This is a genomic window from Duganella sp. 1411 (genome assembly GCF_017833525.1).
In the GTDB taxonomy this organism is placed as follows: Bacteria; Pseudomonadota; Gammaproteobacteria; order Burkholderiales; family Burkholderiaceae_D; genus Rugamonas.
This window is the reverse complement of the sequence record NZ_JAFICD010000006.1, coordinates 105,548-119,794: the sequence shown is the minus strand read 5'-3', so window position 1 is coordinate 119,794 and position 14,247 is coordinate 105,548. Positions and strand designations below refer to the sequence as shown.

14 protein-coding genes are annotated in these 14,247 nt (G+C 63.9%); 5 read left to right on the top strand and 9 right to left on the bottom strand.

All coding sequences use genetic code 11. From position 1 onward, the window contains the following. Positions 1-4 precede the first annotated feature (4 nt). On the bottom strand, positions 5-418 hold the full coding sequence (locus JOD97_RS25460; protein ID WP_209724806.1) for a hypothetical protein: 414 nt from the start codon (positions 416-418) through the stop codon (positions 5-7). 16 nt (positions 419-434) lie between these two features. Further along, positions 435-1,652 carry a porin gene (locus JOD97_RS25455; RefSeq protein WP_209724804.1) on the bottom strand — a complete coding sequence of 406 codons (1,218 nt, stop codon included), beginning with the start codon at positions 1,650-1,652 and terminating at the stop codon, positions 435-437. Positions 1,653-2,029: 377 nt separating this feature from the next. Between JOD97_RS25455 and argJ the strand changes: the two genes are divergently transcribed. Genes argJ through mutT form a run of 3 tightly spaced genes read left to right on the top strand, consistent with a single transcriptional unit; the run spans position 2,030 to position 4,570 of the window. Beyond that, the gene (gene argJ, locus JOD97_RS25450) at positions 2,030-3,265 is read left to right on the top strand and encodes a bifunctional glutamate N-acetyltransferase/amino-acid acetyltransferase ArgJ (RefSeq protein ID WP_209724802.1); all 1,236 of its coding nucleotides are present in this window, start codon (positions 2,030-2,032) and stop codon (positions 3,263-3,265) included. A gap of 1 nt (position 3,266) precedes the next feature. Beyond that, a complete protein-coding gene (locus JOD97_RS25445) occupies positions 3,267-4,154 on the top strand; it encodes an ATP-binding protein (protein ID WP_209724800.1) in 888 nt (295 codons plus the stop codon). Then, complete coding sequence (mutT, locus tag JOD97_RS25440) at positions 4,151-4,570, top strand: 8-oxo-dGTP diphosphatase MutT (RefSeq protein WP_209724798.1); 420 nt, start codon at positions 4,151-4,153, stop codon at positions 4,568-4,570. The genes JOD97_RS25445 and mutT overlap by 4 nt, the downstream gene beginning before the upstream one ends. Before the next feature lie 161 nt (positions 4,571-4,731). Here the strand turns inward: mutT and yacG are convergent, their stop codons facing one another. The 4 genes from yacG to JOD97_RS25420 all read right to left on the bottom strand — a co-directional run bounded on the left by yacG (position 4,732) and on the right by JOD97_RS25420 (position 7,288). Next, on the bottom strand, positions 4,732-4,905 hold the full coding sequence (gene yacG, locus JOD97_RS25435) for a DNA gyrase inhibitor YacG (RefSeq protein WP_209724795.1): 174 nt from the start codon (positions 4,903-4,905) through the stop codon (positions 4,732-4,734). Positions 4,906-4,914: 9 nt separating this feature from the next. After that, complete coding sequence (gene zapD, locus JOD97_RS25430) at positions 4,915-5,670, bottom strand: cell division protein ZapD (protein WP_209724793.1); 756 nt, start codon at positions 5,668-5,670, stop codon at positions 4,915-4,917. 109 nt (positions 5,671-5,779) lie between these two features. Continuing rightward, positions 5,780-6,385, bottom strand: a complete 606-nt coding sequence (coaE, locus tag JOD97_RS25425) for a dephospho-CoA kinase (protein WP_209724791.1) — start codon at positions 6,383-6,385, stop codon at positions 5,780-5,782. Positions 6,386-6,400: 15 nt separating this feature from the next. Next, positions 6,401-7,288, bottom strand: coding sequence for an A24 family peptidase (locus tag JOD97_RS25420; RefSeq protein WP_209724789.1), 888 nt, complete (start codon positions 7,286-7,288; stop codon positions 6,401-6,403). A gap of 192 nt (positions 7,289-7,480) precedes the next feature. On the opposite strand from JOD97_RS25420, the gene JOD97_RS25415 reads away from it, so the two are divergent. After that, positions 7,481-8,296 carry a sensor histidine kinase gene (locus JOD97_RS25415; protein ID WP_209724787.1) on the top strand — a complete coding sequence of 272 codons (816 nt, stop codon included), beginning with the start codon at positions 7,481-7,483 and terminating at the stop codon, positions 8,294-8,296. 147 nt (positions 8,297-8,443) lie between these two features. Here the strand turns inward: JOD97_RS25415 and JOD97_RS25410 are convergent, their stop codons facing one another. The 3 genes from JOD97_RS25410 to JOD97_RS25400 form a co-directional block, all read right to left on the bottom strand. Then, complete coding sequence (locus JOD97_RS25410) at positions 8,444-9,667, bottom strand: type II secretion system F family protein (protein ID WP_209724785.1); 1,224 nt, start codon at positions 9,665-9,667, stop codon at positions 8,444-8,446. 22 nt (positions 9,668-9,689) lie between these two features. Then, positions 9,690-11,426 carry a type IV-A pilus assembly ATPase PilB gene (gene pilB / locus JOD97_RS25405; protein WP_209724783.1) on the bottom strand — a complete coding sequence of 579 codons (1,737 nt, stop codon included), beginning with the start codon at positions 11,424-11,426 and terminating at the stop codon, positions 9,690-9,692. Positions 11,427-11,559: 133 nt separating this feature from the next. After that, the gene (locus tag JOD97_RS25400) at positions 11,560-12,849 is read right to left on the bottom strand and encodes an HlyC/CorC family transporter (protein ID WP_209724781.1); all 1,290 of its coding nucleotides are present in this window, start codon (positions 12,847-12,849) and stop codon (positions 11,560-11,562) included. Positions 12,850-13,024: 175 nt separating this feature from the next. Here JOD97_RS25400 and JOD97_RS25395 point away from each other — a divergent pair, with 175 nt between their 5' ends. Further along, positions 13,025-14,242, top strand: a complete 1,218-nt coding sequence (locus tag JOD97_RS25395) for a glutamate carboxypeptidase (protein WP_209724779.1) — start codon at positions 13,025-13,027, stop codon at positions 14,240-14,242. The last annotated feature ends 5 nt before the right edge of the window (positions 14,243-14,247 follow it).

Sequence of the window (14,247 nt, the reverse complement as noted above, 5' to 3'; positions counted from 1 at the left end):
GGGTTTAAGGCAGCGTCAAAATCACCTTGACGGTGTCGTCCACCGCCGATTTGTCGATGTAACCGATGGCCTTCGGATCTGCGGCCACCGCTTTTTTCACCTCCGCGTTGCCAGCATACTCCTTCGGCGGCGTCGCCTTACCGGTAAACACCAGCTTGGACCACAACGCCTTGACTTGCGCCGCGTCCTTGTCGGCGACCTTGCGATAGAAGTCGGCGCGGATGGCCGAGCCCTCGGCCTGGTCGACCGGCGTAAACAACGCCGATTTACCGAGGAAGAATTGCGACGCCTGTTCCGAGAACATGCGCGTGGCCGGATTTTTCTGGCTGACGATGACGACCGTTTCGGCGGCCGCCGGCGTGGCGAGCGTGGCGCAGGCCAGGGCGGCCAGCACCAGTGAAGCAGATACTTTTTTCATGTGCGGTTTTCCTGAATCAGAATACGAAGTCGAGCGAGGCGCCAACGACGGTGACGCTGTTGCGATAGCCGGCCGCCGGGGCGAAGATCAGCATGCCCGATTTGGTCTTGGGCTTGACGCGGTCCACCTGCACCTTGAGCGCGAGCGACTTGGCGAAGTCCCAGCGCACGCCGATCAAGTCGGCGCTCTGCTCGGCCGATACCAGCGTGTTGCGCACCGTCGCCGACAGCACGCCGGTGCGCGGGAAGTTGGCGGGCAGGGTCACCGAGCTGCCGGCGTCCTTGGTCACGGCGTGCGAGTAGTACGGCAGGACTTTGCCGATGCGGTAGCCGGTCATGAAGTACCAGGCATTGGTGTCGGGGATGTAGACCGGGTCCTTGGCGCGGCGCTGGGCGTATTCGGTTTGCACCAGGATGTTGTTCCAGTCCATGATCGCGCCGAGCGAGGTGAAGGCGATCTTTTTGCCGTCGGTCAGATTGATGTCGCTGGCGAGCTGCGCGAAGCCGACCTGGCGCAAGGTGGCGCCCAGGCTGTTGATCGGCGCCAGGTCCTTGATCTTCAAGTCGGCGCGGGCGTGGCCGACGCGCACCGTGAACGGGCCGTATTCGCCACTCAGGCTGACGCCGGCGGCCGGGGCGCGGTAGTTGGCCACCGAGCCGGCGCCGGTCGGCACGAACAGTTTGCCGCGGCTGCGGCCGACGAAGGCCTGGCCGGTGAAGTTGAAGTCGCCGAAGGCGCGCTGGTAGTTGACGTCGGCGCCGTCGGCGTTCTCCATCGGCTCCTGGCCGTACATCTCGATGGGCGGGCGCATCATCGTGTTGGCGTAGCCGACGTTCTGGTAGTCGGAGATCAGGAAGATCGGCATGACGATGCGGCCCACGCGCACGCTAACCTCGTCGCTGACGCGCGCTTTCAAAAAGCCCCAGGTCAGGTCGGTGGAGTAGCTGTCGCTGGTGGTCTTGCGGGTCAGCACCTGCACCGTGCCGGACAGCCAGTCGTTCATCTTGTACGTCGCTTGCAGACCGAGGTTGGTATCGAGGCCGATGCGGGCCTTGTCGCCGATGCCTTCGGCCTGGTTGTAGCGGGCGAATTGCGCGTCGTCGGTGTTGCTCTTGGCGACGCCCAGCGTGCCGAAGCCGCTGATGCTCAGGTTGCCGTCGTCGAGCGTGCCGGCCTGGGCGGCGATGGCGCTGAAGGCGGACAGCATGGCCGCTACTAACAGTTGCTTTCTCATGTATTTAACATCCTTGGTTGTGGTCGATTTTTAGCTTGGTTTGTGCATGACAATGCGGGGTTGGGGCATTTGTTGCACACGTTAAACTAATTTCTCAAATGCATGAAATCGAAATTAAAAAAATAGACGACCGTGCTAAAAAGATGTGGTTTTTGTGCAAAAACCCCATGAATTCATAGGGTTGTACGACAACGTTAGATATTCTTAAAGCATATTTATCAATTTCGCCACGTCTACCGCAGGGTGCGGAGGAAAGTAACCAATAGTTGCTAACGGACGTGGCCGCCGTTGCGCGCCGGCGGCGCAATGGCTTGCGCCGTTTTGCCTGTCAGGTATTACAATAGCGGCTCCCTCTTCCTACCCACGAGATCACTCATATGGCCGTCAATTCCCCTCTGCCCCTTGCCTCCGCCCTGAAGCCTGTCGCCGGCGTCGAAATCGGTTTTGCCGAAGCCGGCATCAAAAAGCCGAACCGCAAGGACGTGCTGGTGTTGAAGGTCGCGCCGACGGCCACCGTGGCGGGCGTGTTCACGCTCAACCGCTTCTGCGCCGCGCCGGTGCAGATCGCCAAGGCCCACCTGGCCGCCGCCCGCGAGAGCGGCAAGCCGATCGCCGCGCTGCTGATCAACACCGGCAACGCCAACGCCGGCACCGGCGAACTGGGTCTGTCGCTGGCCAACCAGACCTGCGCCGCGCTGGCCGCGCAACTGGGCTGCGAGGCGTCGCAGATCCTGCCGTTTTCGACCGGCGTGATCCTCGAACCGCTGCCGTCCGCCAAAGTGATCGCCGGCCTGCCGCAGGCGGTCGCCGGCCTGAAGGCGGACAACTGGTACAACGCGGCCGAAGCCATCATGACCACCGACACCCAGCCGAAGGCCGGCTCGCGCACGGTCACCATCGGCGGCCACACGGTCACCATGAGCGGCATCAGCAAGGGCGCCGGCATGATCAAGCCGAACATGGCCACCATGCTGGGCTACCTGGCGTTCGACGCCAAGGTCGCGCAACCGGTGCTCGACGTCTTGGTCAAGCAAGTCGCCGACAAGAGCTTCAACTGCATCACCATCGACGGCGACACCTCGACCAACGACTCCTTCATGCTGATCGCCACCGGCGCCGGCACGCTGGAAGTGAACTCGGTCGACTCGCCGGAATACGCCGAACTGGCGGCCGCCGTCACCGAGCTGTCGCTGTTCCTGGCGCAAGCCATCGTGCGTGACGGCGAGGGCGCCACCAAATTCATCACCATCACGGTGGAAGAGGGCGAGAGCGTCGAGGAGTGCCGCAAGATCGCCTACTCGATCGGCCACTCGCCGCTGGTCAAGACGGCGTTCTTCGCCTCCGATCCGAACCTGGGCCGCATCCTGTGCGCGATCGGCTACGCCGGTGTGGACCTCGACGTCAGCAAACTCAATCTGTACCTGGACGACGTCTGGGTCGCCAAGAACGGCGGCCGCAATCCGGACTACAAGGAGGAGGACGGCCAGCGCGTGATGCAGCAAAGCGAGATCACGGTGCGCGTCAAGCTGGCGCGCGGCGCGGCGGCGGCCACCGTCTACACCTGCGACCTGTCGCACGACTACGTGAGCATCAACGCCGATTACCGTTCCTGAGATGGCGACGCCCCTCGAACAATTCCTGGTGCGCGCCGAAGCCCTGCTCGCGCGCGTGGAGGCGGTGCTGCCGCAGGCGCCGCGCGAACCCGATTGGAAGCTGGGCTTCGCCTTCCGCTGGCGCAAACGCAGCGGCGGCGGCGCCAGCTACCTGCAGGCGGTGGCGCACGTGTCGCCGATCGCGCTGGACGACTTGCAGCATATCGGCCCGCAGAAAGAGCAGATCGAGCAGAACACGCGCCAGTTCGTGCAGGGCCGTCCGGCCAACAACGTGCTGCTGACGGGCGCGCGCGGCACCGGCAAATCGTCGCTGATCAAGGCCTGCCTGAACCAGTTCGGCAAGGACGGCCTGCGCCTGATCGAAGTCGACAAGGCCGATCTGGCCGAGCTGCCCGACATCGTCGACATCGTCGCCGGGCGGCCGGAGCGCTTCATCATCTTCTGCGACGATTTGTCGTTCGAAGAGGGGGAGAGCGGCTACAAGGCGCTGAAGGTGGCGCTTGACGGCAGCATCTCGGCGCAATCGGACAATGTGCTGATCTACGCCACCTCCAACCGGCGCCACCTGATGCCGGAGCGGATGTCGGACAACACCAGCTACACGCACGACGAGGATGGCGACCTGCATCCCGGCGAAACGGTGGAGGAAAAGATCTCGCTGTCGGAGCGCTTCGGCCTGTGGCTGTCGTTCTACCCGTTCAAGCAGGACGACTACCTGGCCATCGTCGGCCACTGGCTGTCGTCGCTGGGCTGCACCGAGGCGCAGATCGAAGCGGCGCGCGGCGACGCCTTGCGCTGGGCGTTGCAGCGCGGCTCGCGCTCGGGGCGCGTGGCCTGGCAGTTCGCCAAGGACTACGCCGGCAAGCTGCCGCAGGGTGGCCAGGCATGAGCGGGGCCGAAGCGAAGGTCAAGCCGGTCGATGTCGCGGTGGGCATTCTGATGAAGCCGAACGGCGACGTGTTGCTGGGCCAGCGTCCGGCCGGCAAGCCCTACGACGGCTACTGGGAGTTCCCGGGCGGCAAAGTCGATCCCGGCGAAACGATCCTGCAAGCGCTCAAGCGCGAGTTTGTCGAGGAACTGGGGCTGACGATCAACAGCGCCGAGGAATGGTGCGGCGTCGAATACGTGTATCCGCACGCGCACGTGCGGCTGCACTTCTACATCAGCAGGGATTGGGAAGGCGAGCCGCAAAGCCTCGAAGGCCAGGCGTTCGCGTGGCAGGGCACGGTCGGCGTCGAACCGCTGCTACCGGCCACGATACCGCTGCTCGAATGGCTGGACGTCGTCCGCGCCGAGCACGCCTAATACTCCGGGGTCAGGTCCACCATTTCTACACGACCTCGACCGTGGAAGGGGGGAACCGTCCGCCCGGAGCACGGCGACGGTTAAGCCTGTGTAGAATTGGTGGACCTGACCCTGGAGTTACGGTTAAGCCCGTGTAGAAATGGTGGACCTGACCCCGGAGTTTATTCTTCCTCGAGCGGATCTTTGGGCGGCGCGGCGGGGATGGCGTATTTTTCCTCGGCCCAGGCGCCAAGGTCGATCTGCTTGCAGCGTTCCGAACAGAACGGGCGATACTTATTCTCTTCCCTCCACTCCACTTTGGCGGAGCAGGTAGGACAGTTAACTACGGTGGCCATGATGTTTCTTTAGAAGTTACAGAGTGTGAGCTCGAATGGTACATCATCTTCCAGCGGCTTGGGTTTCAGGTCGCCGCCCTGGGTGGTGAAACGCACCCATAGCATGTACTTGTTGGCCGAAATTTCCGGGATCGCGCCCAGCGATTCATCCAGCGTCAGCCGCAACATCTGGTAGACCTTGCCTTGCAACATCTGCTGATAGCTGCCGGCGACGGCGATCATCTTGACCGGCCCGCCCGAGTCGCGCAACAGGCGCAGCACCAGCGCCAGCGCGTCGAACAGCGGCGCCAGCGGCGCGAACCAGGTGGCGATGTCGTTGAAGCGCTGCTCGGCCGGCCGCTTTTGCCAGGCGTAGTACGACGGCAGGTCGAATTCGCAGGCGCCGCCCGGGATGATGGTCCGCCCGCGTATGCTCATCAGCCATTCATTGTCGCGCACGTTCTGGCCGGTCTTGCCCTGCGCCGCGACCAGCGCGCCGCTCACACCGTCGAGTTCGGCAAGGATGGCGTCCAAGGTTTCGGTCTGGACGTTGGGATTCATGCGGTAGCCCAGCAGGCTTTGGCGCTGCCGTTCCAGTTCCTGCAGCAGGTCGGATTTCAGGTCGGCGCGGCCGGCCACTTCCAGCATGTCGAAGATCGTCGACAGGGCGACGTGGTGCTGCATCGGATGTTCCTGATGCACAAAGAATTTGAATTTCTCGTACAGATCCTCTAATCGCAACAACGTGCGGATGCGCTCGTTGAAAGGATATTCGTAGACAATCAAAATAACATCCCTCTATTTGTGGACCTGCGGTGAATTCACGTGATTCTGAAGCAAGCCAAGCAAAATTACAAACGTTGCGAAGGTATTGTTACCGTTCTTTTTGAAAATGCTAGCGAATTTTCATATATAAGGCGTGTAATCGGTCGATTTGGGGCGTCAAAGCGGCAATTCCATCGTTATTCTCGATGACGTCGTCGGCCGCCGCCAGCCGTTGCGCGCGGCTGGCCTGGGCCGCCATGATGGCCCGCACCTGCGATTCCGGTAGATTGTTACGCGCCATCACGCGGGAAATTTGCACTTCCTCGCGGCAATCGACCACCAGGATGCGCGCCACCCGCGCCCGCCACGCACCCGATTCGACCAGCAGCGGCACCGCGTAGATGACGTAGCTGCCCGTCGCGGCCGCGGCGGCGGCCAGCGCGTCGTCGCGGATGCGGGGATGGAGGATGGCTTCCAGGCGCGCCTTGGCGCCGGCGTCGGCGAACACCAGCTGGCGCATGCGCGCGCGGTCGAGCGCGCCGGTGGCGTCGGCGAATTCCGCGCCGAATTCGGCGACGATGGCCGGCATGGCCTGGCCGCCGGGCGCGGTCAGGCTGTGGGCGATGAGGTCGGTGTCGACGATGCTGGCGCCGCGCTCGGCGAACATATTGGCCACCGTGGTCTTGCCGCTGCCGATGCCGCCGGTCAGGCCGATGGAGAAGGGGGCAGTGCTCATGCCGTGGCTTTGCTCTTAAAAGTAGGGATAGACGACGCGGGTGAACTCGGTCAACGGTTCGCGGTACAGGAAGGTGATCAGCCCGGCGGCGGCCAGGTAGGGGCCGAACGGAATCTGGTAGTCGAAGCCGCGCCGGTTGACCACCATCAGCGCGATGCCCACCACCGCCCCGACCAGCGAGGCCATCAGCACGATGGCCGGCAACGTCGTCCAACCCATCCACGCGCCCAGCGCGGCCAGCAGTTTGAAGTCGCCGTAGCCCATGCCTTCGCGGCCACGCACCAGTTTATACGCCCAATAGATGGTCCACAGCGCCAGATAGCCGGCCGCCGCGCCGATCACCGCGTCGCGCAGCGGCACGAAGGTGCCGTTGACGTTGAGCAGCAGCCCGGCCCAGATCAGCGGATAGGTCAGGTCGTCCGGCAGCAATTGGGTGTCGGCGTCGATGAAGGTCAGCGCCACCAGCGAGTACAGGAAGAACAGGCCGCCCAGGCCCTGCCAGCCGGTGCCGAGCTTCCACACCAGCAGCGCCGAAAGCACGCCCGTCAACAGTTCGATGGCCGGGTAGCGCGGCGAGATCGGCGCCTTGCAGTTGCTGCATTTGCCGCGCAGGACCAGGTAGCTGACCACCGGGATGTTTTCCAGCGCGGTGATCTGGTGGTGGCAGTGCGGGCAGGCCGAGCGCGGCACCATCAGGTTGTAGCGCCCGGTGTGCACCTCTTCTTTGCCGGCCTCGACGGCGCAGTAGTTGTCCGATTCGCGCTGCATCATCTTCGGCAGGCGGTGGATGACGACGTTGAGGAAGCTGCCGATCAGCAGGCCGAACAGGCCGGCGATCAGGCTGATCGCCAGGTCGGCGGCGGGGGCGAACAGCAGCGGCGATTGCGGCACGGAATCAAACATAGGGCGTCGGGCGGGGTGGATGGTCTTGGGCCCATATTAAAGCATCAGGGCAACATTGCGCAGCGTTTTTCCCACGCGGCGCGTCCGGCGGCCGGCGCGAGGCCTCCCTCGTTGGGGATATGGGAATGATGTTGGATTGATGGCAAGGTGCGGGGATCAAATAATCGAGCCTATCCACGTCCGGAGCATTTTTTGCCGCTGCTTATACAGACACCTTTATTCGCGCTTTTGGGCTTGGTCCTGGGATGCCTGCTGGTGGGCGCGGTGTTTCGGCACTGCCTGCGCAAGGTCGCGCGCCGCCACGCGTCCCGCCTCAAGCAGCTGGAGGAGCGCGAGCGGGTCGCCTTCGGGCTGCATGACAATCTGCTGCAGAGCATGCAGGGTGTGCTGCTGCGGGTGCAAAGCGTCGGCCAGCGGCTGCCCGACGACAGCGCCGAGCGCGACACCATCGAAGCCATCCTCGACCAGGCCGACGAGGTGCTGGCCGACGGCCGGCAACAGGTGCTGGCGCTAAGGTTGCCGCTGGTGTACGGGGACGATGTCAGCCAGGCCTTCGCCGAGGTCGGGCATTCGTTGCGGGAGAATTTCAATACGCCGTTCCGGATGATTGTCAGCGCGAATCCGCAGCCGTTGGAGGGCGGGTTCAGCGAGGAGATTTACCGCATCGGGCGCGAGGCGCTGTTCAATGCGTTTCAGCACGCGCAGGCCGGGCATATCGAGCTGGAGCTGGTGTATGGCTGCGAGTTCTTCTCGCTGTTCGTGCGCGACGATGGCAAGGGGATGGAGGTGGCCCTGGGGCCGGAGGCTGGCTATCGCGGCCTGGCCGGCATGCGTGCGCGGGCAGAGCGCATGGGCGGGGCGATCGAGGTGCTCAGTTTGCCGGAGCGGGGCACAGAGGTCATTTTGAAGGTGCCGGGCAAGTTGTGCTATGCGCCGCAGCGGGACCGGAGCGGCTGCTGGCGGCAAAGGCTCGCGGCCTGGCTGGGCCGTACGGAATCGCGAGGCTGATCGCCAGAAGGGACCACGGAAACACGTAGGGCGGATTAGGCGGAACGCCGTAATCCGCCATGCATGAGCCATCGGCGGCGCATGCATGGCGGATTACGCTTCGCTAATCCGCCCTACGTGTCTCCGTGGTATACCCGCGGCCTTCGTTTATACCACCGACCCCAGCTTGAAAATCGGCAGATACATCGCCACCACCAGCCCGCCGATCAGCACGCCCAGGATGACCATGATCGCCGGCTCCATCAAGCTCGACAACGACGCCACCGCCTCGTCCACTTCCTCCTCGTAGAAGTCGGCGACCTTGCCCAGCATGGCGTCGAGCGAGCCCGATTCCTCGCCGATGGCGACCATCTGCGTGACCATGTTGGGAAATACCTCGGCATTCTGCATCGCCACCGTCAGGCTGGTGCCGGTGCTGACCTCGTTCTGGATCTTGCGCGTGGCGTCCAGGTAGACGGCGTTGCCGGCCGCGCCGCCGACCGAGTCGAGCGATTCGACCAGCGGCACGCCGGCGGCGAACATCGTCGCCAAGGTGCGGGTCCAGCGGGCGATCGTGGCTTTGCGGATGACCTCGCCGAACACCGGCAGCTTGAGCAGCAGCTTGTCCATGAAGCGCTGCATTTGCAACGAGCGCTGCCAGGCGCGGAAGAACAGGTACAGCCCCATGCCGATGCCGAAGAAGATCACGTGCCACCACGCCACGAAGAACTCCGACAGCGCCATGACGAACAAGGTCGGCGCCGGCAGGTTGGCGCCGAAGCTGGCAAACACCTCCTTGAACGCCGGCACCACCCAGATCATGATCACCGCCGTGACGATGAACGCCACCGCCAGGATCGACACCGGATACATCAGCGCCGATTTGATCTTGGCCTTCATCGCCAGCGTCTTTTCCTTGTAGACGGCCAGCCGCGTCAGCAGGTCCTCCAGGATGCCGGCCTGTTCGCCGGCGCCGACCAGGTTGCAGAACAGCGGGTCGAAGTACAGCGGGAACTTGCGGAAAGCCTGGTTCAGGCTGGTGCCGGTCTCGATGTCGGCGCGCAGGTCCATCACCAGCTTGGACACCGACGGGTTGGCGTGGCCCTTGCCGACGATGTCGAACGATTGCAGCAGCGGCACGCCGGCCTTCATCATCGTCGCCAGCTGGCGCGTGAACAGCGAGATGTCCTTGTCGGTGATGCGCTTGCCGCTGCGGTAGGCCTTCTTCTTGACCTTGGTGACCATGATGCCCTGGCGCCGCAACGTGACGTTGACCACCGCCTCGCCGCCGGCGCGCATCTCGCCGCGCACCGTCTTGCCGGTCTTGTCCTTGCCTTCCCAGGCGAAGATCAGTTCCTTGACCTGGTTGCCCGCGTTGCCCGAAGTCGCCATGATCGTTGTCCTTTTTTACTGCTTATTCGTTGGTACAGCCGAGCACTTCTTCCAGGCTGGTCAAGCCGTTTTTGACCTTCACCAGGCCCGACCGGCGCAGCGACTTCACACCTTCCTCCTCGGACTTGGCGGCGATTTCCATCGAGTTGCCGTGCGCCAGGATGATGCTTTCGATGGCCGGCGTGATCGGCATGATCTGGTAGATGCCGACCCGCCCCTTGTAGCCGCCGCCGTTGCAGCGCTCGCAGCCGACCGGGCCGTAGGGTTTCCAGCTGCCGTCGAGCTCGTTCTCCCGGAAGCCGGCCTTGAGCAGCAAATCATGCGAGATGTCGACCACTTGCTTGCAGGTGCACAGGCGCCGCGCCAGCCGCTGCGCGGTGATCAGGATCACCGACGAGGCGATGTTGAACGGCGCCACGCCCATGTTCATCAGCCGCGTCAGGGTCGACGGCGCGTCGTTGGTGTGCAAGGTGGAAAATACCATGTGGCCGGTCTGCGCCGCCTTGATGGCGATGTCGGCCGTCTCGAGGTCGCGGATCTCGCCGACCATGATGATGTCCGGGTCCTGGCGCAGGAACGATTTGAGCGCCACCGGGAACGTCAGCCCGGCCTTGTCGTTGACGTTGACCTGGTTCACGCCCGGCAGGTTGATCTCGGCCGGGTCCTCGGCGGTGGAGATGTTGATGCCGGGCTTGTTGATGACGTTCAGGCAGGTGTACAGCGACACCGTCTTGCCCGAGCCGGTCGGGCCCGTCACCAGCACCATGCCGTAGGGGCGCTGGATGGCGTCGAGCAGCAGCGCCTTCTGGTCCGGGTCGTAGCCGAGCGCGTCGATGCCCATCTGCGCCTGCGTGGCGTCGAGGATACGCATGACGGTCTTCTCGCCGAACAAGGTCGGCAGCGTCGACACGCGCAGGTCGACGGTCTTGGTCGGCGAGACGATCAGGCGCATGCGCCCGTCCTGCGGCACGCGCTTTTCCGAGATGTCGAGCTTGGCGAGCACCTTGATGCGCGAGACCAGCTTTTCCTTGATCGAGATCGGCGGCTGGGCGTGTTCCATCAGCACGCCGTCGACGCGGAAGCGCACGCGGTAGAATTTCTCGAACGGTTCGAAGTGCAAGTCGGAAGCGCCCATGTTGACCGCGTCCATCAGCATCTTGTTGAGGAAGCGCACCACCGGCGCGTCCTCGACGTCGTTGGTGGCCGCCTCGGCCGCCGCCACCGCCGCCGCCGCGCTTTCCTCCTCGGCGAACTGGATGTCGGCCTCCTCGCCGGCCAGGTCGGCGATGGTTTGCTCGCTGGTCTTGTTGAGCTTGGCGAGCAAGTGCAGCAGCGCGTCGTGCGCCACGATGACGGGCTCGACCGTGGACTCGGTCTGGAACTTGATCTGGTCGAGCGCCTGCAGGTTGGTCGGGTCGGAAATGGCGACCGACATCTTGTTGCCGCGCTTGGCCAGGGCGATCACGCGCTGGGCCTGCATCAGCTTGTTGTCGATGGCCTTGGCCGGCAGCGCCTCCACATTCAGCGCGGCCACGTCCATCAGCGGGTAGGCGAAGGTTTCGGCGCAGAAGGCGGCCAGCGCGCGCGCGTCGATCAGGCCGCTGGCCAGCAGCGCGTCGATGAAGGCCAGCTTGGCGTGCACGGCCTTTTTTTGCAGCGCGTCCGCCTGCGGCGCGGACAGCCGCCCGGCTTGCAGCAATGCGCGCGCCAACCCCGGCATCGGGGCGCCTGGCGCGGCGTTGGGTAGGACTGCTGCCATAGAAGCATCTATCTTGATAGGGGGACGGGCGGTCAAAGAATAATGCTCTTGAGCATTAATTTTGTAAAGCCGTTTGTCGCTGCCAAGAAACGATTGTACGCCCGGTGTTGCGTTGGGCGCGTACCCTTAGCAATCAGACACCGCGTTTGCTGCCCGGACGTATCAATTTGACGACTTTGATGGATTGATCATGCGCCTGTATCACTTCGATGATGCAGGGGCCGATCTTGATGCTGATGGGCGCGTCTGGAATTTCTTGCAACAGTTCCAGCAGCATGCCGTTCAGGGTTTTGGGGCCGTCGAGCGGGAAGTTCAGGCCCAGCCGCTTGTTGACGTCGCGCAGCGCCGTCGCGCCCTCGAGCAGGCACTCGCCCTGTTCGTTCCAGGCGAAGCTGTCGGCGCGGGCGTCGCCCGGCATCGACGTGGTGAATTCGCCGATCATCTCCTCGATGATGTCGTCCAGGGTGACCAGGCCCTGCACCTCGCCGTACTCGTCGACGATGATGCCCAGCCGCTCCTTGCGTTCCTGGAAGTACTGTAATTGCGTGAACACGCCGGTGTCCTGCGGGATGAAGTAGGGCGTGGTCAGCAGCGCGCGGAAGTGCTCGACCGTCAGCTCGTCCTCCTGGTTCAGCAGCGCCACCGCCTTGCGCACGTGCAGGATGCCGACGATGCGGTTGATCTCGCCCTCGTAGACGGGCAGCTTGTTGTGGTAGCAGGTGGTCAGCTCGCGCTTGATTTCCTCGACTGATTGCTCCAGGTCCAGCGCCTCGATCTGCGAGCGCGGCGTCATGATGTCCTCGACGACGATGGTTTCCAGGTCGAACAGGTTGAGCAGGATGCTCTTGTGCTTTTGCGGAATGAAGTTGCCACCCTCGAGCACGATCGAGCGCAACTCCTCGGGCGACACGCGGGCGTCCTGCAGCTGGGCGCCGGCCTTGGTGCGGAACAGCCGCAGCACCTGGGTGACGAACAGGTTGACGAACCAGATCACCGGCTTGAACAGCGCCATCAGCGGCCGCAGCACGACGCTGGTGGGCAGCGCGATGCGCTCGGGGTAGGTGGCGCCGATCATCTTCGGCGAAATCTCGGCGAAGACGATCAGCAGGAACGCCACCACGCCGGTGGAAACGATGATGACGTTGTCGTCGTGGCCGAAATATTCGATCGCCAGCGACGTCACCAGCGCGGTGGCCATGGCGTTGACCAGGGTGTTGGCGATCAGGATCAGCGACAGCAGCTTATCGGTGCGGTCGAGCAGCCACAGCGTGGTGATCGCGGCGCGGCTGCCGCGCTTGGCCTCGTGGCGCAGGCGATAGCGGTTGGCCGCCATCAGGGCGGTTTCGGCCATGGCGAAAAAGGCCGAGCACAAAATCAGGAAGGCGAGTGCAAGAAGTTGCACCCATAAGGGCACGGTATCCAATTGTCACCGTAAAGAGTCTGGAAAACTGGTCGGCGTGCGGCGCTTGCCGGACCAGAGCGTTATCAGCTTGGAATTTTAAGGCAATGATGAGTCGGGTGCAAGTTTGCCTATGTTTCCACGGACTCCACACGGTACTATGGCGCTTACTTTCATACAGCGATAAGGGTGGTCGGCCATGCGTAAGAACTTTGTTTTGCTGGGGTTGATGTTGGGGTTGGGCGGCGCCGTGGCGCAGGCCGCGCCGATGAACCAGGCGTTGTTGACGCAGGCCGAAAACGCCAAGCCGGACGCGCTGGCGCTGCTGGCGCGGCTGGTCAACATCGATTCGGGCACCTACAACGAAGCCGGGCTGGACCAGGTCGGCGCCATCGCCCGCGAGGAATTGAAGAAGCTCGGCGCGCGCGTGGAGGTGCTGCCGGCGGCGCCGGCCAAGTCGGGCAACATCGTCGCCAGCTGGAGCGGCAAGGGCAAGGGCCGCATCCTGCTGGTGGCGCACATGGACACGGTGTTCGGCGACGGCGCCGCCGCCGCGCGGCCGTTCCGCGTCGACGGCAAGCGCGCCTACGGTCCCGGCATCATGGACGACAAGGGCGGCATCGTCATGGCGCTGTACGCGATGAAGCTGCTGCAACAGGCCAAATTCGACGACTACGCCAAGGTCACGTTGATCCTTAACACCAACGAGGAAACCGGTTCGGCCGGCACGCTGGCACTGATCAAGCAGCACGCGCGCGAACACGACGTGGCCTTCAACCTGGAGCCGGGCCGGCCGGCCGACGGCCTGGTGATCTGGCGCAAGGGCAGCGGCGGCATCGAGCTCGACATCAAGGGCAAGGCGGCGCACGCGGGCGTGGCGCCGGACGCGGGCCGCAACGCCGCGATGGAAGCGGCGCACCAGGTGCTGCAGCTGAGCAAACTGGGCGACGCCGGCAAGCAGACCACGGTCAATTTCACGGTGATCAAGGCTGGCGAACGCAGCAATGTGATCCCGGACGCCGCGCACGCCGAGGCCGACGTGCGGGTGGCGGTCGCGGAGGAGTTCGACCGGATCGAGAAGGACATGGCGCGCATTTCCGCCAACAAGCTGATCCCGGACACGCAGGTGAGCGCGAAGCTGCGCCGGGGCTTTCCGCCGATGCCGCAAAACGCCGCGACCGACGGCATGGCGGCGCGCGCGCAGGCGATCTATGGCGAGCTGGGCAAGAAGCTGACGCTGGAAGGCAGCGGCGGCGCGGCCGATTCGAGCCTGATCGCGGCGGCCGGCGTGCCGACTATCGACGGTTTGGGGATCGTCGGCGGAGGTATTCACACGCCGGAGGAATATATCGAGGTTGATAGCATCGCGCCGCGTCTTTATTTGTTAGCGCGATTGATCATGGATTACAGCAAATAAGCGCT